The organism is Georgenia alba (genome assembly GCF_042665525.1).
In the GTDB taxonomy this organism is placed as follows: domain Bacteria; phylum Actinomycetota; class Actinomycetes; order Actinomycetales; family Actinomycetaceae; genus Allobogoriella; species Allobogoriella alba.
Genome location: NZ_JBHTCQ010000001.1, coordinates 2,116,121 through 2,138,868 on the forward strand (window position 1 = coordinate 2,116,121; position 22,748 = coordinate 2,138,868).

The 22,748-nt window shown below is 73.9% G+C and carries 19 protein-coding genes and 1 rRNA gene; 14 read left to right on the top strand and 6 right to left on the bottom strand.

The genetic code is table 11. The features are described 5' to 3' along the window. Nucleotides 1-29: 29 nt before the first annotated feature. The 3 genes from pheS to ACFQQL_RS09825 are packed head-to-tail and all read left to right on the top strand — an operon-like array spanning nucleotide 30 to nucleotide 4,552. Nucleotides 30-1,118, top strand: coding sequence for a phenylalanine--tRNA ligase subunit alpha (pheS, locus tag ACFQQL_RS09815; protein WP_382393704.1), 1,089 nt, complete (start codon nucleotides 30-32; stop codon nucleotides 1,116-1,118). Between the two features lies 1 nt (nucleotide 1,119). Further along, nucleotides 1,120-3,732 carry a phenylalanine--tRNA ligase subunit beta gene (pheT, locus tag ACFQQL_RS09820; RefSeq protein WP_382393706.1) on the top strand — a complete coding sequence of 871 codons (2,613 nt, stop codon included), beginning with the start codon at nucleotides 1,120-1,122 and terminating at the stop codon, nucleotides 3,730-3,732. Continuing rightward, nucleotides 3,725-4,552 (top strand): SDR family oxidoreductase, encoded by an 828-nt coding sequence (locus tag ACFQQL_RS09825; RefSeq protein WP_382393708.1) that lies wholly within the window; start codon nucleotides 3,725-3,727, stop codon nucleotides 4,550-4,552. Before pheT ends, ACFQQL_RS09825 begins: the two co-directional genes overlap by 8 nt. 22 nt (nucleotides 4,553-4,574) lie before the next feature. Here ACFQQL_RS09825 and ACFQQL_RS09830 read toward each other — a convergent pair whose 3' ends face one another. From ACFQQL_RS09830 to ACFQQL_RS09850, 5 genes are all read right to left on the bottom strand, one after another. After that, nucleotides 4,575-5,297, bottom strand: a complete 723-nt coding sequence (locus ACFQQL_RS09830; RefSeq protein WP_382393710.1) for a D-Ala-D-Ala carboxypeptidase family metallohydrolase — start codon at nucleotides 5,295-5,297, stop codon at nucleotides 4,575-4,577. 80 nt (nucleotides 5,298-5,377) lie between these two features. Continuing rightward, nucleotides 5,378-6,544: a Dyp-type peroxidase gene (locus ACFQQL_RS09835; RefSeq protein ID WP_382393712.1), complete on the bottom strand. Its 1,167-nt coding sequence runs from the start codon at nucleotides 6,542-6,544 to the stop codon at nucleotides 5,378-5,380. Further along, the gene (locus ACFQQL_RS09840; RefSeq protein ID WP_382393714.1) at nucleotides 6,541-7,341 is read right to left on the bottom strand and encodes a hypothetical protein; all 801 of its coding nucleotides are present in this window, start codon (nucleotides 7,339-7,341) and stop codon (nucleotides 6,541-6,543) included. The genes ACFQQL_RS09835 and ACFQQL_RS09840 overlap by 4 nt, the downstream gene beginning before the upstream one ends. Next, a complete protein-coding gene (locus ACFQQL_RS09845; RefSeq protein ID WP_382393716.1) occupies nucleotides 7,338-8,711 on the bottom strand; it encodes a right-handed parallel beta-helix repeat-containing protein in 1,374 nt (457 codons plus the stop codon). Before ACFQQL_RS09845 ends, ACFQQL_RS09840 begins: the two co-directional genes overlap by 4 nt. Before the next feature lie 23 nt (nucleotides 8,712-8,734). Continuing rightward, nucleotides 8,735-9,718, bottom strand: a complete 984-nt coding sequence (locus tag ACFQQL_RS09850; RefSeq protein ID WP_382393718.1) for a quinone oxidoreductase family protein — start codon at nucleotides 9,716-9,718, stop codon at nucleotides 8,735-8,737. A gap of 80 nt (nucleotides 9,719-9,798) precedes the next feature. Here ACFQQL_RS09850 and argC point away from each other — a divergent pair, with 80 nt between their 5' ends. The 7 genes from argC to argF are packed head-to-tail and all read left to right on the top strand — an operon-like array spanning nucleotide 9,799 to nucleotide 17,141. Then, a complete protein-coding gene (argC, locus tag ACFQQL_RS09855) occupies nucleotides 9,799-10,869 on the top strand; it encodes an N-acetyl-gamma-glutamyl-phosphate reductase (protein WP_465254004.1) in 1,071 nt (356 codons plus the stop codon). Then, entirely contained in the window at nucleotides 10,866-12,047 is a 1,182-nt protein-coding gene (gene argJ, locus ACFQQL_RS09860) for a bifunctional glutamate N-acetyltransferase/amino-acid acetyltransferase ArgJ (protein ID WP_382393719.1), read from the top strand. Before argC ends, argJ begins: the two co-directional genes overlap by 4 nt. Further along, nucleotides 12,044-13,015, top strand: a complete 972-nt coding sequence (argB, locus tag ACFQQL_RS09865) for an acetylglutamate kinase (RefSeq protein ID WP_382393721.1) — start codon at nucleotides 12,044-12,046, stop codon at nucleotides 13,013-13,015. Before argJ ends, argB begins: the two co-directional genes overlap by 4 nt. A 41-nt stretch (nucleotides 13,016-13,056) precedes the next feature. After that, on the top strand, nucleotides 13,057-14,268 hold the full coding sequence (locus tag ACFQQL_RS09870) for an acetylornithine transaminase (RefSeq protein ID WP_382393834.1): 1,212 nt from the start codon (nucleotides 13,057-13,059) through the stop codon (nucleotides 14,266-14,268). Further along, entirely contained in the window at nucleotides 14,265-14,822 is a 558-nt protein-coding gene (gene argR / locus ACFQQL_RS09875; protein ID WP_382393723.1) for an arginine repressor, read from the top strand. Before ACFQQL_RS09870 ends, argR begins: the two co-directional genes overlap by 4 nt. Before the next feature lie 55 nt (nucleotides 14,823-14,877). Continuing rightward, a complete protein-coding gene (locus ACFQQL_RS09880; protein ID WP_382393725.1) occupies nucleotides 14,878-16,110 on the top strand; it encodes an argininosuccinate synthase in 1,233 nt (410 codons plus the stop codon). Then, complete coding sequence (argF, locus tag ACFQQL_RS09885; RefSeq protein ID WP_382393727.1) at nucleotides 16,107-17,141, top strand: ornithine carbamoyltransferase; 1,035 nt, start codon at nucleotides 16,107-16,109, stop codon at nucleotides 17,139-17,141. Before ACFQQL_RS09880 ends, argF begins: the two co-directional genes overlap by 4 nt. Nucleotides 17,142-17,217: 76 nt before the next feature. Here argF and ACFQQL_RS09890 read toward each other — a convergent pair whose 3' ends face one another. Then, nucleotides 17,218-18,465, bottom strand: coding sequence for an arginine deiminase (locus tag ACFQQL_RS09890; RefSeq protein WP_382393729.1), 1,248 nt, complete (start codon nucleotides 18,463-18,465; stop codon nucleotides 17,218-17,220). A gap of 90 nt (nucleotides 18,466-18,555) precedes the next feature. Here ACFQQL_RS09890 and argH point away from each other — a divergent pair, with 90 nt between their 5' ends. The 4 genes from argH to ACFQQL_RS09910 all read left to right on the top strand — a co-directional run. Further along, nucleotides 18,556-19,983, top strand: coding sequence for an argininosuccinate lyase (argH, locus tag ACFQQL_RS09895; RefSeq protein ID WP_382393731.1), 1,428 nt, complete (start codon nucleotides 18,556-18,558; stop codon nucleotides 19,981-19,983). Continuing rightward, complete coding sequence (locus ACFQQL_RS09900) at nucleotides 19,980-20,618, top strand: DNA-3-methyladenine glycosylase (protein ID WP_382393733.1); 639 nt, start codon at nucleotides 19,980-19,982, stop codon at nucleotides 20,616-20,618. The genes argH and ACFQQL_RS09900 overlap by 4 nt, the downstream gene beginning before the upstream one ends. Nucleotides 20,619-20,704: 86 nt before the next feature. Beyond that, the gene (gene tyrS, locus ACFQQL_RS09905; RefSeq protein ID WP_382393735.1) at nucleotides 20,705-21,973 is read left to right on the top strand and encodes a tyrosine--tRNA ligase; all 1,269 of its coding nucleotides are present in this window, start codon (nucleotides 20,705-20,707) and stop codon (nucleotides 21,971-21,973) included. Between the two features lie 668 nt (nucleotides 21,974-22,641). Next, a 16S ribosomal RNA gene (locus ACFQQL_RS09910) occupies nucleotides 22,642-22,748 on the top strand; the annotation flags it as partial.

Below are 22,748 nucleotides of genomic sequence, written 5' to 3' on the forward strand. Positions count from 1 at the left end.
CCGCCGCACGACCCGCCCGGAAGGTAGGCATGACCTCGCCCGAGACACCCGCCCCGCAGACCCTGCACCCGTTGGACGAGGCAGGCGTGCAGGACGCCGTGGAGGCCGGCCTCGCCGCCGTGGCCGCCGCCGGCACCCTCGAGGAGCTCAAGGCCGCACGGCTCGCCCACACCGGCGACCGCAGCCCGCTGGCGCTCGCCAACCGTGCCATCGGTGGCCTCGACAAGCAGGACAAGTCCGCCGCCGGCAAGCTCGTCGGCCAGGCTCGCGGCCGCCTCAGCAAGGCGATCGCCGCCCGGCAGACCGAGCTCGAGGCGGAGCGTGACGAGCAGGTGCTGCGCACCGAGGCCGTCGACGTCACCGTCCCGACCGACCGTGCGCCACGCGGTGCCCGCCATCCCCTCGAGGCGCTCGCCGAGGACATCGCGGACGTCTTCGTGGCGCTCGGCTGGGAGATCGCCGAGGGGCCCGAGGTCGAGCACGAGTGGTTCAACTTCGACGCCCTGAACTTCACGCCGGACCACCCGGCGCGGCAGATGCAGGACACGTTCTACGTCGCGCCGCCGGCCTCCGCCGGCGGGGACCCGAACCTCGTGCTGCGCACCCATACCTCCCCGGTGCAGTCTCGCGCCATGCTCGAGCGCGGCGTGCCGCTGTACATCGCCTGCCCGGGCAAGGTCTTCCGCACCGACGCGCTGGACGCCACCCACACGCCCGTCTTCCACCAGGTCGAGGGCCTCGCGGTCGACAAGGGCCTGACCATGGCGCACCTGAAGGGCACCCTGGACCACTTCGCCAAGGCCATGTTCGGGCCCGAGGCGCGCACCCGGCTGCGTCCGAGCTACTTCCCGTTCACCGAGCCCAGCGCCGAGATGGACCTGTGGTTCCCGCAGAAGAAGGGCGGACCCGGCTGGATCGAGTGGGGCGGCTGCGGGATGGTCAACCCGGCCGTGCTGGTCGCCGCGGGCATCGACCCCGAGGTGTACTCCGGCTTCGCCTTCGGCATGGGGATCGAGCGCACCCTCATGCTGCGCCACGGCATCGCCGACATGCGCGACATGGTCGAGGGCGACGTGCGCTTCTCGCTGCAGTTCGGCACGACCGGAAGGGGCAACTGACATGCCGTACGTCCCGCTGACCTGGCTGTCCGAGCACGTCGAGGTCCCCGCCGGCACGACGGCCGAGCAGCTCGCCGCCGACCTCGTGCGCGTCGGGCTCGAGGAGGAGCAGGTCGTTCCCGCCACCGTCACCGGACCGCTCGTCGTGGGCCGGGTGCTGAGCGTCGAGAAGGAGACCCACTCCAACGGCAAGACGATCGGCTACTGCCGCGTCGACGTCGGACCGCAGCACAACGACGCCCCGGGCGAGGGTGCCGAAGCCTCCGACGTCGCCTCCCGCGGAATCGTGTGCGGCGCTCACAACTTCGCACCCGGAGACCACGTGGTGGTCGCCCTGCCCGGCACCGTGCTGCCCGGTCCCTTCCCGATCGCGGCCCGCAAGACCTACGGGCACACCTCCGACGGCATGATCTGCTCGGCCAAGGAGCTCGGGCTGGGCGAGGACCACTCGGGCATCATCGTGCTCGAGCGGATGCTGGGAGCCGACGGCGTCCCGGCACCGGGCGCCGACGCGCTCGCCCTTCTCGGCCTGGGCGAGGAGGTCCTGGAGATCAACGTGACCCCGGACCGCGGCTACTGCTTCTCGATGCGTGGCGTGGCACGCGAGTACGCCCACTCCACCGGTGCGCGGTTCACGGACCGGGGCCTGCCCGAGAGCCTGCCGACGTCGCCGCCCGCGGCCACGCAGGACGCCTTCGCCGTCGCGGTCGACGACACGATCGAGCCGGCCACCGGCCTGACCGCACCCGGGTGCGACCGGTTCGTCACCCGGATCGTGCGCGGCATCGACCCCACCGCGCCGACCCCCGCCTGGATGGTCGCGCGCCTCGTCCAGGCCGGCATGCGCCCGATCTCGCTCGCGGTCGACGTGACCAACTACGTCATGCTCGACCTCGGGCAGCCGCTGCACGCCTACGACCTCGCGGCCCTCGCCGCCCCCGTCGTCGTCCGGCGCGCCAGGGCGGGGGAGCGGCTCACCACCCTCGACGACGTCGAGCGCCGGCTCGACCCCGAGGACCTCCTCATCACCGACTCGCCCGGCGAGGGCCCCGGTGGTCGCGTGCTCGGCCTGGCCGGCGTCATGGGCGGCGCCGAGACCGAGGTGTCCGCCGGCACCACCGACATCCTCCTGGAGGCCGCGCACTTCGACCCGATCTCCGTCTCGCGGACCGCGCGCCGGCACCGGCTGCCCAGCGAGGCGGCCAAGCGGTTCGAACGGGGCGTCGACACCCGGCTGCAGGCCGTCGCGGCGCAGCGGGCGGTCGACCTGCTCGTCGAGCACGGCGGCGGGGTCGCCGACCCTGCCGTCGGTGACCTCGACACCACGAGGTCGCCGGAGCCGATCACGTTCGACACCGCCGAGGCGACGCGTCTGGTGGGTGTGGACTACTCCCGTGACCGCGTCCTGGGCATCCTCGAGCAGATCGGGTGCACGGTGACGGCCGACGCCGGTGGCGAGGTGACGCTCCAGGTGACCCCGCCGTCGTGGCGGCCGGACCTCGTGGGCCCCGCCCATCTCGTGGAGGAGGTCGCGCGGATCGCCGGCTACCACGAGATCCCCTCCGTGGTGCCGCCCGCCCCGCCCGGGCAGGGTCTGACCGTGACGCAGCGTCAGCGGCGGGACGTCGCACGCGCCCTGGCCGAGCGCGGCCTCGTCCAGGTGCTGTCCTACCCGTTCGTCGGGGACGTGCACGACGCGCTCGGCCTTCCGGACGACGACCCGCGCCGCACCGTGCTGCGGCTCGTCAACCCCATCGCGGACGACGCCCCCTACCTGCGGACCTCGTTGCTGGACAGTCTGCTGGAGACGGCCCGCCGGAACGTCTCCCGTGGTACCGGCGACGTGGCCGTCTTCGAGATCGGCCTCGTCACCCACCCGGCGGCCGTGCGCGCGGGCGCGGCACCCGGTGTGGCGGGTCGCCCGTCCACCGAGGAGCTGGCGCGCCTGGAGGCGGCCGTGCCGGACCAGCCGCGTCACGCGGCGGGCGTCCTGGCCGGACAGCGCGTGCCCGACGGCGTCGGCCCGGTCGCCGCGGCCGGCCGGCCCGCCGACTGGGCCGACGCGCTCGAGGCCGCCCGGACCGTCGCCACCACCGTCGGCGTCACGCTCGCCGCCCGGGCCGGCCACCTCATGCCGTGGCACCCGGGCCGGTGCGCGGAGCTCGTGGTGGCCGGGGAGGAGGAGACCGTCGTCGGGTACGCGGGCGAGCTGCACCCGAAGGTGACCACCGCGCTGGAGCTGCCGGCCCGCACCGTCGCCTTCGAGCTCGACCTCGACGCGGTGCTGGCCGCCGCCCCGGCCGAGGCCATCCAGGTCGAGCCGGTCTCGACGTTCCCGCTGGCGAAGGAGGACGTGGCCCTCGTCGTCGACGAACGGGTACCCGCCTCCGAGGTGCTCGCGGCCGTGGTCGACGGCGCCGGCGCGCTCGCCGAGGACGTCCGGCTCTTCGACGTCTACGCCGGTGACCAGCTCGGTGCCGGCAAGAAGTCACTGGCCTTCGGGCTCCGGCTGCGCGCACCGGACCGCACGCTGACCGCCGAGGAGACCGCGGAGGTCCGCGAACGCGTCGTCCGGGTCGCCGGCGACCGGGTGGGGGCGGTGCTTCGTGGCTGAGGGGTACGTGAGCTCGCCGCCGCCCGCGCGGACCGCGCTGGTCACCGGCGCCACCCGCGGCATCGGCCGCGCGATCGCCGTCGGACTCGCCCGGGCGGGCCTCGACGTCGGCGTCGTGGCGCGGGACGCCGCCCGGCTGGAGGAGGTGGCGGGCGAGGTCCGCGACCTCGGGCGGAAGGCCGTCGTCGCCGTCGCGGACGTCACGGACAGCGCCGCGGTCGAGTCCGCGGTGCGCGCGGTCGAGGACGGGCTCGGCTCGGTCGACCTGCTGGTGAACAACGCCGGCCGCATCGACGCCGAGGTGCCGCTGTGGGAGGCCGACCCGGACGAGTGGTGGGCCATCATGGAGACGAACGTGCGCGGCCCGTTCCTCGTGTCACGCGCGGTGGTCCCCGGGATGCTCGCCCGCGGCGGCGGCCGGGTCATCGACCTCAACTCCGGCTCCGGCACGCGCGACACCGCCCACACCACCGCCTACTACGCGTCCAAGACCGCCCTCTTCCGGATCGGCGGCGCCCTCCACGAGGCGGGCTACGACCGCGGCCTGCGCGCATTCGAGCTCGCGCCCGGCGTGGTCGTGACGGACATGACCCGGTCCATGCCGGTCCACCGCGACCGCACCGACTGGACGGACGTGGCGGACGTCGTGGAGCTGGCGGTGATGATCGCGCGGGGCGGCCTCGACGAGCTCTCCGGCCGGTACCTGCGGGCCGGCACCGACACACCGGCGTCGCTGCGGTTCCAGGCGGCACGCGGCCAGGTCACGGCCGACGACATGGTGCGGAAGCTGCGCGTGGCCGACTGGCCGTCCGACCGGTAGGGGGTAGCAGCGGGGGCGGCGCTCAGATCCCGCACACCGACGCCGACCAGGTGCTGCCCGCGCCCGCCACGTGGGTGTGGTCGTCGTGGCCGGGGTAGCCGGGCCCGAGGATCTCGCCGAAGCCGTGGTCGCGGGCCTGCAGCGCCATCGCGCAGAACGAGTGCGAGCCGATGAGGTCCGCCGCGTCGCCGTACATGTGACGGCTGGTCGGTGACCCGCCGACGGCGTCGTTGTGGGCCTGGTCCCGGAAGCCGCTGCTGATGGTGATCGGGCTGTCGCCCATCGCGTGCCGCAGTGCCTGGAGCTTCCACATGGTCACCTTGGCGTTCTCCATCGCCTCGGACGCGGACACCATGCCGCCGCTCCAGTCGCCCGAGGAGTTCAGCTCGGCGTAGCTGAAGCTGACCGGGGTGTCGTCGCTCGACTGGAGGTCGTAGATCTGGGCGTACGTCTGAGAGCCGGCGACACCGTCGACGTCGAGCCCGTAGGCACCCTGGAACCGCTCGACGGCGGCCCGCGTCGCGGGCCCGAAGGATCCGTCCAGGGCGAGCTGGGCGCCGCGGCCCGGGTAGCCGGCGAGGCGGATCTGCAGCTGGCGGACGTCCTCCCCGCTCGCCCCCTCCGCCAGGGTGCGGGTCCAGCCGTAGCCCGCGGCGTGGGCGGGGGCCGCGAGGGTCGTGACGGCGACGGTGGTCGGGACGGCGACGGCGGCACCCAGGAAGGTGCGCCGGGACGGTGCGGGCATGGCGGCTTCCCCCTGGCCTCGTGCCGGAGGACCGAGCCGCCTCCGGTCGCGCCGAAGGCTTCCGTCGCCCGCGGCGACTGTCAAGGGCCGACGAGCGGCGCCCCCAGGGGCCGGCCCGGGTCGAATCCGGGCAGCACGAGGAAGGTCCCGCTGGCGGTCGGGGTGACGTACCGCATGAGCTCGTCGGACTCGTCGAGGCGCTGCTGCGTGCGCACGAAGGTTCCCAGCGAGCGCTGGAAGCAGACGAACAGCAGACCCCCGGCACCCGCGCCGTCGGGCTCGGCGAACGTGTACGAGCGGCGCAGCATGAGCTCGCTGCCCGTGAACGACGGGTGCGCCGCCCGCACGTGCGAGCCGGTGGGCACCAGGTACTGGCCCTCCGGCGTCCGGGCGCTCAGGTCGACGTCGTCGCTGGGGGACCCGCCGGACAGCGGCGTCCCGTCCCGGCGCCGCCGGCCGATCACCGCATCCTGCGCGGGGCCGTCGAGCGTGCCGAAGCCCTCGAGGTCGAGGCGCAGCCGTCGCACCACGCACACCGTCCCCCCGGCGAGCGGCCCGTCGAGCCACACGTGCCGGTCGAGCTCCTCCGCGCCGCGCGGGACCACCACGCCGTCCAGGTGCCCGAGCGGGTTCCGCGAGATCGTGCCCTCGCCGGGCCCCCGCCAGCAGGCCTGCGTCCAGCGGGGCGCGACATCCTCGCCCAGGTGCGCCCGCAGCGCGGCGAGCGCCGGCGGCAGGACCGTGGGGTCCGAGGCATGCAGGGCGAGCAGCAGGTCCCCGCCGCGGTGCCGCCGGTCGAGGCTGTCCTCGCCCGCGAAGCCCGGGAGGTCCTCCGCCCCCGGCAGCCCGGGGTCGACGGCGGAGACGAGCGCCGGTCCGAGCCCGACCGTGACGGTGAGGTCACCGGCGCCGTCGGGCAGGTGGGGGTGACCCGGCGCCGCGGCGGTGAGGTCGAGGATCGCCTCCCCCAGGCGCGCGAGACGCTCGCCCAGGGCACCGGGCGCGGGGTCCATGTCGTGCACGGCCAGCAGACCGTGTGCCTGTGGCGTTCCCGGCCGGGCCACGCCGGCCTGCGTCCGGCCGGCCGCCGTGACGGGCTCGGGCCGGCCGGGACGGGCCGGCGCCGGCGAGGTGGCGGGAGCGGCCTCGCGTCCGAGGAGGAACCCGCCGGCCGCGCCCCCGACCAGGCCGCCCGCGCCGAGCAGAACCCCCCGGCGGCTCGGCCGACCGGCCGGCTCGCCACTCATCCGGAGCCCTCGCCGCCGCCCACGTCGACCGCCGGCGGTGGTGTGACCGTGACGTCCTCGGCCGGACCGAGGTCGATCCGCGCCCAGCTCGTGCCGACCCGCACCTCGACCCGGTGCGCCAGACCCGTCTCGTCGAGCCAGTAGCGCACGTTGGCAGCGTCGGGGTCCACGGGCCCGGACGTCTGCTCGCCGTCGCCCTCGGCCGGGCCGCCCTGCTCGCCGCTGGGGGCGGTGGGGCCGGCGAAGACCGTCACCTCCTGGTCGCCCACACGGTCGGTGCGGAGCCACAGCGCGCCGCCCTGCTGGAGCAGGAGCGGGTTCTCCGGCCGGTCGGCGCCCAGCCCGGCGACTATGGCGAAGAGCGAGCCGACGGCCGACCCCTGCGGGTCCACCGGGGCGATCGACCACCGCTCGAAGGACGACGGCGGCTCACCGACGGCGTCGGGAGGCTCCGGCGCGATGGCGACCCGCATGTCGTCCCAGACCACAGCGTCGCCGGGGGCGCCGGCCGTGGAGACGACGCCGTAGCCGGCGCCGGCGCCGTAGTCGAACCACCCGTCGATCTCCACCCGGTGCCCCTGCTCCTCGTAGCGCGCCGAGAGCGACCGCGTGCCCGCGTCGACGTTGCGGAAGCGCATGACGGCGAGTCGCTCGGCCTCCTCCGAGGTGATCGGGCGCGGCGTCGCGCCGCCGCCACCACTGTCGCCACCACGGTCGTCACCGCCGCCGTCGCCGCAGCCCGCGAGGAGCAGCAGGGCAGCGGTCAGGGCGAGGAGGACTGCCCGGGGCGCTCTCACGAGACCCCGCTGCGATCCGCGAGCAGGTCCGCCGCCGGCACCGCGACGTCGGCGAGGTCCGGCATCTCGACGGCGTCCGGCAGCGGCTCGGGAATCGTCTCCACGTCCGCCATCGACGGCTGCGGGGGCGGTCCGGGCACCTCCAGGAAGCTCGTGCCGGGTGGGACCTCGACCGAGGGCAGATCCGCGTCCCGGGCGGCCGGCTGGGTGCCGGTGCAGTCCGTCAGCAGGTCCTCCGGCAGGACGGACTCTCCGCCCGCGGTGCCCTCGAGGCAGTTGCCGGCGGCCGGGCTCCGGGACGCGGAGACGTTCGCGACGTCCACGCCGTTCGCCGGCAGCCCGTCGGCGGCGAACGCCGTGCGCTCCAGCACGTTGCCGGTCGTCGGGATGTCCTCGGCGTGCGTGAGCAGGACGCCGGCCCGCGGGTTCGCCGTGACGAGGTTCGCCACGAACGTGTTGTCCTGGCCGCCGGAGATCCCGACCCCGACGCCGAAGCCCCCCTCGGCCTGCGCCGGGGAGGTGTTCGAGTCGTTCCCGGTGACCACGTTGCCCGCCACGAGGTTCCCGTGCTGCGGCGCGAACGCCTCCTGGTAGTTCGACAGCAGCGTCAGGCCCACGCGGTTGCCCGCGAACCGGTTGCCGGTGATGACCACCGAGTCCGAGGCGTTGGCGTTCTCGTACCCGACCGCGTTGCGCTCGGCCACGTTGGCGCGCACCAGGACGTCGCACTCGCGGCACTGACCCACGTAGATCCCGGAGTCGGCGGACCCGGAGGCGTAGGAGTCGGTGATGTGGCCGTGCTGCGCGTCGAACGCGTAGATCCCGTACAGCCCGTTGTTCGTCGCGGTCACGTGGCTGATCCCGAAGCGCTGGACCGGGGGATGCTCCTGCGGGTCCAGCGTCTCGTAGTCCCCGGCACCGTGCGCGCCGGGGTCGGCACCGTCCTCGTGCAGCCCCGTGACCAGCACGCCGTAGAAGGTCGCGTTGCGCACCGTGAGGTTCTCCACCCGGACCCCGTCCGCCACCGCGACGATGCCGGCGGACCGCACGCCCTCGGCGTCGACGACGACCTCGTCCCGGACCTCGCCGCGGATCGTGACGTCCTCGGTGTCCACGAGCACCTCCTCGGGGTACGTCCCCGGCGCCACGAGCACGAGGTCGCCCGGCCGTGCCGCGTCCACCGCGGCGGAGATGCTCTCGTGGTCCTCCGGGACCCGCAGCACCTGCGGCTCCGCGTCGTCGGAGCCGTTGGTGTCGTCGGAGCCATCCGGGGCGCCGCACCCGGCCAGCAGCAGAGCCACCGCGATGAGCAGGGATCCGGCCCGCGCCGGCCGACGCCGCACGCGTCGAGGTCGGGCGAGCTGGATCACACGGGACAGCGTAGTTGCGCCCGTCACGGCACGAGCAGCACCTTGCCGGTGGTGGCCCGCCCCTCGAGAGCCTCGTGGGCCGCGCGGGCGTCGGCCAGCGGGTAGCGCGCGCCGACCCGGACAGACAGCGTGCCCTCCACCACCGCGCCGAACACCTCGCCCGCGCGCCACAGCAGCTCCTGCCGGTCGGCGGTGTAGTGCGCCAGCGTCGGACGCGTGACGAAGATCGAGCCCGCGCGGTTCAGGCGCTGCAGGTCGAACGGGGGCACCTGGCCGCTCGCCCCGCCGAACAGCACGAGCATGCCGCGCGGGCGCAGTGAGCCGAGCGACGCGTCGAAGGTGTCCTTCCCGACGCCGTCGTACGCGACGTCCACGCCCCTGCCGTCGGTGAGGTCCCGCACGATCCGTGGCAGCTCGGTCGTCATGTCCGCGAGCTCCGCGTAGCGGATGACCTCCGCGGCACCGGCCTCCCGCGCGAGCGCCTCCTTCTGCGCCGAGCCGACCGTGCCGATCACCCGCGCGCCGCGCGCGGCGGCGAGCTGGGTCAGCAGCAGCCCCACGCCGCCGGCGGCCGCGGTGACCAGCACCGTGTGACCGGCCTGCACCGGGAACGCCGAGGCGACCAGGTAGTGCGCGGTCATGCCCTGCAGCGGCAGTGCCGCGGCGGCCTCCAGGTCGAGGTCGTCGGGCACGGGCAGCGCGACCTCCGCCGCCACCACGGCCCGCTCGGCGTAGGAGCCGGGCGCCTCGGCCCACGCCACCCGGTCCCCGACGGTCAGGTCCGCAACACCCGGCCCGACGGCGGTCACGGTGCCGGCCCCCTCGGAGCCGGGCACGTGGGGGAAGTCCATGGGGTAGACGCCGGAACGGCGGTAGGTGTCGATGAAGTTGACGCCGGCGGCCGCCACGTCGACGACCACCTCGCCGGGGCCGGGCTCCGGCTCCGGCAGGTCGACGACGGACAGGACCTCGGGTCCACCGGCCTCGGTGGCGTGGATGGCTCGCATGAGCCCAGCATGGCGCGCCCGCCGCCGGCGCACCACCACCGCGCTCGTCAGAGCATGCAGTGATCTGTATAGTTATTCGAGTGTCGTTCACAGTCGCTGTCGCCGGCGCATCGGGCTACGCCGGCGGCGAGGTCCTCCGCCTGCTCCTGAACCACCCGGAGGCGCGCATCGGGGCGCTGACCGCCGGGGCCTCGGCCGGAAGCCGGCTCGGTGAGCACCACCCGCACCTCCTGCCCCTCGCGGAGCGCATGCTGGAACCCACCGACCCCGACGTCCTGGCCGGGCACGACGTCGTCGTCCTCGCGCTGCCGCACGGAGCCTCCGGCGAGGTCTCCGCCGCGCTCGAGGCCGCCGGCTCGAGTGCCCTCGTGCTCGACTGCGGCGCCGACCACCGCCTCGCGAGCGCTGCGGACTGGGAGCGCTTCTACGGCACGCCCCACGCCGGCGCCTGGCCGTACGGGCTGCCCGAGCTGATCCGTGCGGAGACCGGTGACCGGCAGCGCGAGGAGCTGCGCACCGCGTCCCGCGTCGCGGTCCCGGGCTGCAACGTCACGGCCGTGACGCTCGCGCTCCAGCCGGGCGTGGCGACGGGCGTGGTGGACCCCGGTGATGCCGTCGCGGTGCTGGCGGTCGGGTACTCCGGGGCCGGGCGTTCCCTCAAGCCCCACCTGCTCGCCGCCGAGGCCGCCGGCAGCCTCGCGCCCTACGCGGTCGCCGGCAGCCACCGGCACGTGCCGGAGATCGAGCAGAACCTCCGGGTCGCCGGTGCCGCGACCGTGCGCCTGTCCTTCACCCCGGTGCTCGCCCCGGTCTCCCGCGGCATCCTCGCCACCGTCACCGCCCCACTGACCGCGGACGTCGAGCCGGCCGCGGTGCGCGACGCCTGGCAGACCGTCTACGGCGGCCCCGAGGGCGGCGAGCCGTTCGTGCGGCTGCTGCCGGAAGGGACCTGGCCGACCACCGCCATGGTCACCGGGTCCAACGTGGCCGCCGTGCAGGTCGCCGTCGACGAACGGGCCGGCCGTGTCGTGGCGCTGTGCGCGCTCGACAACCTCGGCAAGGGCACCGCGGGCGCGGCCGTGCAGTCCCTGAACCTCGCGCTCGGGCTGCCCGAGACGACCGGCCTGCCGACCGTGGGGGTCGCGCCGTGAGCCTCACCGCCCCCGCAGGGTTCCGTGCCTCCGGCGTCACCGCCGGCCTCAAGGCCTCCGGCCGGCCCGACGTCGCGCTCGTCGTCAACGACGGGCCGAGCCACGTCGGCGCCGCCGTCTTCACCTCGAACCGGGTCGTCGCCGCCCCGGTGCTGTGGTCGCGGACGGCCGTGGGCGACGGCGTGGTGCGGGCCGTCGTCCTGAACTCCGGATGCGCGAACGCCTGCACCGGCGCCGAGGGCTTCGCCGACACCCACCGGACCGCGGAGCGGGTGGCCGACGCCCTGGCCGTGTCCGCGGCGGACGTCCTGGTCTGCTCCACCGGACTCATCGGCGAGCGCCTCGACCTGCCCGCCCTCCTCACCGGGGTCGACGCGGCCGTGGACGCCCTGGCGGACGACCCGGTAGGCGGCACCCATGCGGCCGAGGCGATCATGACGACCGACACGGTCGCCAAGGAGGTGGCCGTCACCCGGCAGACGGCCGCGGGCACCTGGACCGTCGGCGGCATGGCCAAGGGCGCCGGCATGCTCGCCCCCGCCCTGGCGACCATGCTCGCCGTCCTCACCACCGACGCCGTCGTCGAGCCGGAGGACGCCGACGCCGCCCTGCGCGCCGCCACCCGCGTCACCTTCGACCGGGTGGACTCCGACGGCTGCCAGTCCACCAACGACACCGTCGCGATCCTCGCCTCCGGCGCCTCCGGCGTCCCGGTCGGCCGCGCGGAGCTCACCGAGGCCCTCACCACCGTGTGCGCGGACCTGGCCCGCCGGCTCGTCGCCGACGCCGAGGGCGCCTCGCACGACGTCGCCGTGACCGTCTCCGGCGCCACCAGCGAGGACGCCGCGCTCGCCGTCGCCCGCGCCGTCACCCGGTCCAACCTGCTCAAGGCCGCGATCTTCGGCAACGACCCCAACTGGGGCCGGGTGCTGGCCGCGGCGGGCACCGTCCCCGCCGAGGTCGCGCCCTTCGACCCGGACGCCGTGGACGTGACGGTCAACGGCGTCGCCGTGTGCCGCGGCGGGGCGCCGGGGGAGGACCGTGCGCTGGTCGACCTGGCCGCCTCCCGCGAGGTGCGCATCGACGTCGAGCTGCACGCCGGCGAGGCCGCCGCCACGGTGTGGACCAACGACCTCACCCACGACTACGTCCACGAGAACAGCGCCTACTCCACATGAGCGAGACCCCCGCCCCCGCCCCGTCGGCCGAGAACCTCGTCCTCGACGCCGACCGGCTCGTCGGCGCCCACCAGAAGGCCGAGGTCCTCATCCAGGCCCTGCCGTGGCTGCGCCGGTTCTCCGGCGCCCGCGTGGTGGTCAAGTACGGCGGCAACGCCATGGTCGACGAGAACCTCAAGCGTGCCTTCGCCGAGGACATCCTCTTCCTCCACCAGGTGGGGCTGCGCCCCGTCGTCGTGCACGGGGGCGGCCCGCAGATCTCCAGCCTGCTGGAACGCATCGGCGTCGAGACCGAGTTCCGCGGCGGGCTGCGCGTCACCACCCCCGAGGTGATGGAGGTCGTGCGCATGGTCCTGACCGGCCAGGTCCAGCGCGAGCTCGTCTCGCTCCTGAACGCCGACGTCGCGCACGCCGTGGGCCTGTCCGGCGAGGACGGCCGGCTCCTGCAGGCCGAGCGGCGTCTCGCGCTCGTCGACGGCGAGCCGACCGACGTCGGGCACGTCGGTGACGTGGTCGCCGTCGACCCGCAGGCCGTCGAGGACCTGCTCGACGCCGGCCGCATCCCGGTGGTCTCGACGGTGGCGATCGACGCCGCCGAACCGACCCAGGTGCTCAACGTCAACGCCGACACCGCGGCCGCCGCGCTCGCCGTCGCGCTGGGCGCCACGAAGCTCGTCATGCTCACCGACGTCGAAGGGCTCTACGCCGCGTGGCCGGACCGTTCGAGCCTCGTCTCGCAGGTCCGCGCCCGCGACCTGGAGTCCATGCTGCCGTCCCTGCAGTCCGGCATGGTGCCGAAGATGGAGGCGTGCCTGCGCGCCGTGCGCGGCGGCGTGCCCCAGGCCCACGTCATCGACGGGCGGCGGGAGCACTCCATGCTGCTCGAGATCTTCACCGACGCCGGCGTGGGCACTCTCGTGCTCCCCGACGGCGCGACCGGACCCGTGGCGGGGGAGGAGCCCACGTGAGCGACCAGAACGCCTGGACCGAGCGGTACCGCGGTGCCGTGATGAACACCTTCGGCACGCCGCAGCGTGTCCTCGTGCGCGGTGAGGGCGCGTACGTGTGGGACGCGGACGGCCGCCGGTATCTCGACCTGCTGGCCGGCATCGCCGTCAACGCGCTCGGCCACGCCCACCCGGCGCTCCTCCGGGCGGTCACCGACCAGCTGGCCGGACTCGGCCACGTCTCGAACTTCTTCACCACCCCGGCGCACGTCACGCTCGCCGAGCGGCTCCTGCAGATCGTCACGCCCGGTGGCGCCCCGGCCGGCTCCCGGGTCTTCCTCGCCAACTCCGGGACCGAGGCCAACGAGGCCGCGTTCAAGCTCGTCCGGAGGCACGGCGGCGGCGCCCGCCCGCGCGTGCTGGCGCTCGAGGGCGCCTTCCACGGCCGCACCATGGGCGCCCTGGCGCTGACCCACAAGGCCGCCTACCGCGAGCCCTTCGAGCCGCTGCCCGGCGGGGTGGAGTTCCTGCCCTTCGGTGACCTCGACGCCCTCGAACGGGCCCTGGAGAGCGGAGACGGCGACGACGTCGCGGCCCTGTTCCTCGAGCCGATCCAGGGCGAGGCAGGCGTTCGTCCCCTCCCGGACGGCTATCTGGGCGCCGCCCGCCGGCTCACCGCCGCCCACGGCGCGCTGCTCGTCCTCGACGAGGTCCAGTCCGGCGTGGGGCGGGCCGGGCGGTGGATGGCCCACCACGCCATGCTGGACGACGCCGCCGGGACGGTCCTTCCGGACGTCGTCACCCTCGCCAAGGGGCTCGGCGGCGGGATGCCGATCGGCGCCATGGTCGCGCTCGGCGAGCAGACCGCAGCCCTGCTCGGCCCCGGCCAGCACGGCACCACGTTCGGCGGCAACCCCGTCGCGGCCGCCGCGGCCCTCGCGGTGCTGGAGACCATCGAGCGCGAGGACCTACTCGCGCACGTCGACGTCACCGGGAAGGGGCTGGCGGCCGCGCTCCGGGAGGTGCCCGGCGTCCGCGCGGTACGCGGGGCCGGACTGCTCGTGGCCGCGGAGCTCGAGGCGCCGATCGCCAAGGAGGTCGCCGCCGCGCTGCTCGAGGCCGAGCCGACCGGATTCGTCGTCAACCCGGTGGCTCCGGACACCATCCGCCTCGCGCCGCCGCTGATCCTCACCGGCGAGCAGGCCGAGTCGTTCGTGACGGCCCTGCCGGCCGCGCTGGCCGCCGGCCGGGCTGCCGGGACGGGAACCACGTGACGGCGCAGACCTCCGGCACCAAGGCGGCCCGGCACGCGCTGATCGCCGAGATCCTCGCGCACCGGGCCGTGCGCTCGCAGACCGAGCTGCGGGCCGCTCTCGCCGACCGCGGTGTCCAGGCGACGCAGGGCACCATCTCCCGGGACCTGGACGAGCTGCGGGCGCAGAAGATCCGCGGCCCTGGCGGCGCCCAGGTCTACGCCCTCCCGGTGGAGGGCGGCGGCACCGAACCCGTGGTGGCCGAGGACGCCGAGCAGGTCACGGCCCGGCTGCAGCGCTGGTGCGCCGAGGTCCTGGTCTCCGCCGACACCGCGGCCAACCAGGTGGTGCTGCGCACCCCACCCGGCGCCGCGCAGCTGCTCGCCTCCGCGATCGACCACTCGGTGCTGCCCGGCGTCCTCGGCTCCATCGCCGGGGACGACACGGTGCTCGTGGTGACCCGCGACCCGCACGGGGCTCAGGCCCTGACCGAGCGGCTCCTGGAGCTGGCCGGTCGCCACCGCCGAACCGGGCCCGGCCCGGCCTCCCCGGCCGGACCGGGCACACCCGCCTGACGACAGACCTCCCTCCGGCGCCACCCGCGCCGACAGACCCCCGACTTGGAGAGACATGAGCGAGAACAACGCCGACCGTGTGGTGCTGGCCTACTCCGGCGGCCTGGACACCTCCGTCGCGATCGGCTGGATCGGTGAACGCACCGGCGCGGAGGTCGTCGCCGTCGCGGTCGACGTCGGCCAGGGCGGCGAGGACCTCGAGGTCATCCGCCAGCGCGCGCTCGACTGCGGCGCCGTCGAGGCCTACGTCGCCGACGCGCGCGAGGAGTTCGCGACCGAGTACTGCATGCCGGCGCTGCAGGCCAACGCGCTCTACATGGATGCCTACCCGCTGGTCAGTGCCCTGTCCCGGCCCGTGATCGTCAAGCACCTGGTCCAGGCTGCCCGGCAGTTCGGCGCGCACACCGTGGCGCACGGCTGCACGGGCAAGGGCAACGACCAGGTCCGCTTCGAGGTCGGCATCACCTCCCTCGCGCCGGACCTGAGGTGCCTGGCCCCCGTGCGGGACCTGGCGCTCACCCGAGACGTGGCGATCGACTACGCCAACCAGCACCGGCTGCCGATCGCCACCACGAAGAACAACCCCTTCTCCATCGACGCGAACGTGTGGGGCCGCGCCATCGAGACGGGCTTCCTCGAGGACATCTGGAACGAACCCACCAAGGACGTCTACTCCTACACCGACGACCCCACCTACTCGCCGCTGCCCGACGAGGTGACGATCACCTTCGAGCGGGGGGTGCCGGTGGCGATCGACGGCCAGTCCGTCACCCCGCTGCAGGCGGTCCAGGAGATGAACCGACGCGCCGGGGCGCACGGCGTCGGCCGGATCGACATCGTCGAGGACCGGCTCGTGGGCATCAAGTCTCGCGAGGTCTACGAGGCCCCGGGCGCGATGGCCCTCATCGCCGCGCACCGCGAGCTGGAGAACGTCACGGTCGAGCGCGAGCAGGCGCGGTTCAAGAAGACGGTCGGCCAGCGGTGGACCGAGCTCGTCTACGACGGGCAGTGGTTCTCGCCCCTGAAGCGCTCTCTCGACGCGTTCCTCGAGGACACCCAGCGCTACGTCTCGGGCGAGATCCGCATGGTCCTGCACGGCGGCCGCGCGACCGTCACCGGCCGCCGCTCCGCCCAGAGCCTGTACGACTTCAACCTCGCGACGTACGACACCGGTGACCAGTTCGACCAGTCGCACGCCAAGGGCTTCATCGAGATCTACGGCATGACGGCCAAGCTGTCCGCCGCACGTGAGGCGCGCGAGGCGCAGGCCAGGGGGGAGACCGAGTGACCGGAGCGAGCACCGGACCGGCCTCGCTGTCCGGCCGGCACCTCCTCAAGGAGCTCGACCTGAGCCCCGAGGAGTGGATCGGCCTCGTCGACCTCGCCGCCCGGCTGAAGGCCGAGAAGAGGTCGGGGACCGAGGTCCGGCGGCTCGTGGGGAAGTCGATCGCCCTGATCTTCGAGAAGACCTCCACGCGCACCCGCGCCGCGTTCGAGGTCGCCGCCTACGACCAGGGCGCCCACGTGACCTATCTCGACCCGGGCGGCTCGCAGATCGGGCACAAGGAGTCGATCAAGGACACCGCGCGGGTCCTCGGCCGGTTCTACGACGCCATCGAGTACCGCGGCGCCCACCAGCGCCACATCGAGACCCTGGCGCAGCACGCGGGCGTCCCGGTGATCAACGGCCTGACGGACGAGTGGCACCCCACGCAGATGCTCGCCGATGCCCTGACCATGCGGGAGCACGGGCCGCGCGCCGGCGGGGAGCCGAAGCCGTTCGGCCAGATGGTGCACGCCTACCTCGGTGACGCCCGGTTCAACACGGCCAACTCGATCCTCGTCTCCGGCGCGCTGCTCGGCATGGACGTCCGGCTGGTCGCCCCCGTGGGCCTGCAGCCGGCCGCCGATGTCGTCGCCGCGGCGCAGCAGGTCGCGGCCCGTACGGGTGCGCGCCTGACCGTGACCGACGACGTGGACGCCGGTGTCGCGGGGGCGGACTTCGTCTCCACCGACGTCTGGGTCTCGATGGGGGAGAAGCAGGAGGCCTGGGACGAGCGCATCGCCCTGCTGCGGGACTACCAGGTCACCACCGACCTGCTGGCCGCCACCGGAAACCCGGATGTGAGGTTCCTGCACTGCCTGCCCGCGTTCCACGATCTCGGCACCGCCGTGGGCCGGGAGATCTACCAGCGCACCGGCATGGCGGCGCTCGAGGTGACCGACGACGTCTTCGAGTCGGCGGCGTCGGTCGTCTTCGACCAGGCCGAGAACCGGCTGCACACCATCAAGGCCGTCCTCGTCGCCCTCCTCACCTGACGTGGGCGCGACTCGTCACTCCTGTGTCGAGTCGTCGATGTTGTGTCGAGTCGTCGATGTTGTGCCATCCGGCGACTCAGTGGTCGTCCCGCACGGTCGGGCAGCTCATGCAGCGCGGACCGCCGCGGCCCCGGCCGAGCTCGGCCCCCGGCACCTCGAGCACCTCGAATCCTGAGTCCCGCAGGTAGGTGTTGGACGTCGTCGTGCGGTCGTAGGTGACGACCACGCCGGGCGCGACGGCGAGCGCGTTGCAGCCGTCGTCCCACTGCTCCCGCGCCGCGGAGTGCACGTCCTGCTCGGCGGTGAGGATCCTGAGCCCGTCCAGGCCAAGCGCGTCGGCGATCGTGGCGTGCATCCGCTCCGGCGGGTGGTCGGCGATGCTCAGCTCCACGTCACCCTCCGCCGCGGCCGGTCCGCCCGGGGTGATGGTGTACGACGGCAGCATCCCGAGCGCCCCGTACTTGATGAACGAGCGCTCGTCGACCATCGTCATCACGGTGTCCAGGTGCATGAACACTCGCGCCTTGGGCATGCCGAGGGCCACCACCCGGTCGGCGGCACCGGCGGCGAACAGCCGCTTGGCCAGCCGCTCGACACCCTGTGGCGTGGTCCGCTCGCTCATCCCGACCAGGACCGCGCCCCCGCCCAGGACGAACACGTCACCGCCTTCGACGGTCGCCTGGCCGTCCTCCAGGCCGTCCGACCACCGCTGGAACGGCGCGCCGGCGAACCGCGGGTGCCAGCGGTAGATCGCCTCGTACGCCACGGACTCGCGGATCCGCGCCGGCATCCGCATCGAGTTCACCGCGACGCCGCCGTAGACCCAGCAGGACGCGTCCCGCGTGAAGAGATGGTTCGGGAGCGGGGCGACGACGAGATCGTCCGGGCCCAGCGCGTGGAGCACCACGGAGCGCGGCTCGTCCGTCCGCTCCAGCAGCTCACGCTTGGTCATGCCGCCGATGAGCAGCTCGGTGAGGTCGGCATCGCCGAGCGCCTCCGCCGTGGCCCGCAGCACCGGCGTCGCGGCCGGGCCGTGGACCCGTTCGTCGAACGTGTGGTCCAGCACGAACGCCCGCGCCTGCGCGACGGCGAGGGTCTCGCGAAGGAGGTCCGCGAGCTGCAGGACCTCCGCCCCGGCGCCCACCAGAGCGGCGCAGAACTCGTCGTGCTCCTCCTGGGCGCGCCGGACCCAGATGAGGTCGTCGAAGAGCAGGTCGTCCATCGTCTGCGGCGTCAGCCGCAGCAGCTCCACGCCGGGTCGGTGGACGATGACCTGCCGGAGTCGTCCGACCTCCGACCCCACGTAGGGTGCCCCAGCCCGCATCGCCACAGGTTCCCACGGATCGCGGTCGCGGGGACGCCGCCGCACGGACGGGTGTGCGCGCCGCGCGCGCGGCACGGCAAGATCGTCCCCATGACTGCTCCCGACCCGTCCGGCGCGCGCGTCAGCCTGTGGGGTGGCCGTTTCGACGGCGGACCCGCCGACGCGCTCGCCGAGCTGAGCCGCTCGACCCACTTCGACTGGCGCCTCGCGGCGTACGACATCGCGGGCTCCCGGGCCCACAGCCGCGTGCTGCACGCCGCCGGCCTGCTCGACGAGACGGAGCTGGAGGGCATGCTCGCTGCCCTCGACCGGCTCGAGGCGGACGTGCGCTCCGGTGCGTTCGCGCCGCAGCCCGGCGACGAGGACGTCCACACCGCCCTGGAGCGCGGCCTCATCGAGCGGGCGGGGGACCGGCTCGGCGGCAAGCTTCGGGCGGGACGCTCCCGCAACGACCAGATCGCCACCCTGACGCGGATGTACCTGCGGGACGCGGCCCGGCACCTCACCGGCCGGGTGCTCGACGTCGTCGACGCGCTGCTCGAGCAGGCCGCCGCCCACCCCGGTGCGGTGATGCCCGGCCGCACGCACCTGCAGCACGCTCAGCCCGTGCTGCTCGCCCACCACCTCATGGCGCACGCCTGGCCGCTGCTGCGCGACGTGCAGCGCTGGCGCGACTGGGACGCCCGGGCCGCGGTCTCGCCGTACGGGTCCGGCGCGCTGGCCGGCTCCTCGCTGGGGCTCGACCCGGACGCCGTCGCGGCCGACCTCGGGTTCGCCACCGCCGCGGAGAACTCCATCGACGGGACGGCGGCCCGCGACGTGGTCGCCGAGTTCGCGTTCGTGTGCGCCATGGCCGGTGTGGACCTGAGCCGGCTCAGCGAGGACGTCATCCTCTGGGCCACCAAGGAGTTCGGCTTCGTCCGCCTCGACGACGCGTTCTCGACCGGCTCGAGCATCATGCCGCAGAAGAAGAACCCCGACGTCGCCGAGCTCGCGCGCGGCAAGGCCGGGCGGCTGGTGGGGGACCTGACCGGTCTCCTGGCCACCCTCAAGGGCCTGCCGCTCGCCTACAACCGCGATCTGCAGGAGGACAAGGAGCCGGTCTTCGACGCGGTCGACACGCTCGACGTGCTCCTCCCGGCCGTCTCCGGCATGGTCGCCACCCTCTCCTTCGACACCACCCGCATGGCGGAGCTCGCCCCGCAGGGGTTCTCGCTCGCGACCGACGTGGCCGAGTGGCTCGTCCGCCAGGGTGTGCCGTTCCGGGTCGCGCACGAGGTCGCCGGGGCGTGCGTGCGCCGCTGCGAGGAGCAGGGCAAGGAGCTGTGGGACCTCACGGACGGCGAGCTGGCCGAGATCAGCGAGCACCTGACTCCGGCCGTGCGGGAGGTGCTCACCGTGGAGGGCTCCGTCGCCTCCCGCGACGGCCGCGGGGGCACCGCCCCGGCCCGGGTGGCGGAGCAGCTCGAGCGGGCGCGGGCACTCGCGCGTGACCTTCGGGCGTGGGCCGCGGCGTGAGCGCCCCGCCGCCCTGGGCGCAGCTGCTGGCGCTGCCCGCCGAGGAGGCGGCACTCGGTCTGCTCGGGTCCACCCTCGTCGTCCGGGACGACGACGGAGCCGAGGTCGCCGTGCGCCTGACCGAGGTCGAGGCGTACAGCGGAGAGCTCGACCCCGGCTCGCACGCCTACCGCGGCCGGACGGAGCGGACAGCGCCGATGTTCCGGCCGGGGGGTCGGCTGTACGTGTACTTCACCTACGGCATGCACTGGTGCAGCAACATCGTGTGCGGCGAGGACGGGACCGCCTCCGCCCTGCTCCTGAGGGCCGGTCAGATCGTCCGCGGGCTCGACGTGGCACGCGCCCGCCGGCCCGCCGCGAAGAGCGACCGCGACCTCGCGCGCGGGCCCGCGCGCCTCGCCCAGGCACTGGGCCTCACGGGCGCGGACTCCGGCCTGGAGCTGACGGTCGGCGGCCGGGCGGAGCTCGAGGTCGCGGAGCCCGTTACGCCCGGTCAGGTCCGGACCGGCCCGCGCGTGGGCGTCACCGGGCCCGGCGGGGACGGCACGGTCTTTCCGTGGCGGTTCTGGCTCGACGGCGAGCCGACCGTGTCCGACTACCGCCCGGGCGTCCGCCGCACCCGGCGCGGACCGTGAAAGCGTTCCTGCGCGAGGCGCCCGGCACGGCACACTGGTACCCGGCCCCGGCACGGTGCCGGGCCGCACGAGAAAGGGCAGGACGCGTGACCGACATCCTCGACGACCTTCGGTGGAGGGGCCTGATCGCCCAGTCCACCGACATCGACGCGCTGCGTGCGGCGCTGGCCGAGGGTCCGGTCACCTACTACTGCGGCTTCGACCCGACGGCGCCGAGTCTCCACCACGGCCACCTCGTCCAGCTCGTCCTCATGCGGCACCTGCAGCTGGCCGGGCACCGTCCCCTGGCCCTCGTCGGGGGCGCCACCGGCATGATCGGGGACCCCCGGATGTCCGGCGAGCGCGTGCTGAACGACAAGGAGACCGTGGCCGGGTGGACGGAGCGGTTGCGCGGTCAGATCGAGCGGATCCTGGACTTCGCGGGCGAGAACGCCGCACGGATGGTCAACAACCTCGACTGGACCGGTGACCTGACGGCGATCGACTTCCTGCGAGACATCGGCAAGCACTTCCGGCTCGGCACCATGCTGGCGAAGGACACGGTCGCCCGCCGCCTGCAGAGCGAGGAGGGCATCTCCTTCACGGAGTTCAGCTACCAGATCCTGCAGGGCATGGACTTCCTCGAGCTGCACCGGCGGCACGGCTGCACCCTCCAGACCGGAGGGAACGACCAGTGGGGCAATCTCCTCTCGGGCGTCGACCTCATCCGCAAGGCGGAGGGCCGGGCGGTGCACGTCATGACCACGCCGCTCATCACCAAGGCGGACGGGACCAAGTTCGGCAAGTCCGAGGGCGGCGCGATCTGGCTCGCACCGGACATGCTGAGCCCGTACGCCTTCTACCAGTTCTGGCTCAACACGGACGATGCGGACGTGGTGCGGTTCCTGAAGATCTTCACCTTCCGCAGCCGGGAGCAGATCGAGGCACTGGGCCGCGCCGTCGACGAGGCGCCGCAGGCCCGGGAGGCGCAGCGCACGCTCGCCGAGGATGTCACCAGCCTGGTCCACGGCCCGGAGGCCACCGAGCGGGTACGGCGGGCGTCGCAGGCCCTGTTCGGCCGGGACGACCTGCGCGAGCTCGACGGCGCGACGCTCCGCGACGCCGTCGCCGAGCTGCCGAGGGGAGAGGCGGAGGTGGGGCGGTCGACGACCGTCGACCTGCTGCTCGCCACCGGTCTGGAGCGGGGACGCAACGCCGCGCGGCGGACCATTGCGAGCGGCGGCGCCTACCTGAACAACGAGAAGGTCACCGACGAGGACCGGGTGCTCACCGAGGGTGATCTTCTGTCCGGCGGCTACGCCCTGCTGCGCAAGGGTCGTAAGACCCTCGCGGTCGTCGCGACCTCCTCCGGCTGAGTGGGACCGGCCGCCCCGGGCGCTGCCACGCGGTGGGTCCTGGTCGGCGCCGGACACGCCGGCGATCTGTGTGGGAGAGGTCTCAGGGCCCGTGCCCGTCCGAGACACGGGCCCGGGACCGCCCACCGTCGATAAACCCGCAGGTCACAGCGCTGGTGGCGGGCCTCCGAGGGCGGCAGCGGCTTCAGTTGACGCGGCCACGGGCGGCCCGTAATGTACTTCCTGCTGCACCGGACGGGAGCCACGGACGAGAGCCGCGCGAAGCGCTCGAGGACGGTCCCACGGAGCAGAACCCCAAGGACATCGGACCGGCGATCTCGCCGGAGACCGAGCGTCCCGGGAGGCCGGCTCGGACGAGCGGTCCCGAACCCGTGAGCTACGGGTGAGGGAACGGGAGCGCGAGGCGGTGGACTTCCCCGACTGGACCGGGCGACCAGCCCGGATCCGTTCGGTGTGTGTCTGTTTTTTGAGAACTCAACAGTGTGCCAAGTTTTTTGATGCCATGTTTTGGGATGCCTGTGCGGCCTGGTGGTTGTGTGGGTGTTCTGTATTTTTTGGTTTGATGCGCCTGGCTGGTGCCTTTGGGTGTTGGTTGGGTGTGTTGGGCTGGGGTTTTTTCGTATGGATTGTTTCCTGCTGGCCTTTTTGGGGTTGGTGGGGGATGGTTTTGTTCGGAGAGTTTGATCCTGGCTCAGGACGAACGCTGGCGGCGTGCTTAACACATGCAAGTCGAACGATGAAGCTTCCAGCTTGCTGGGGGTGGATTAGTGGCGAA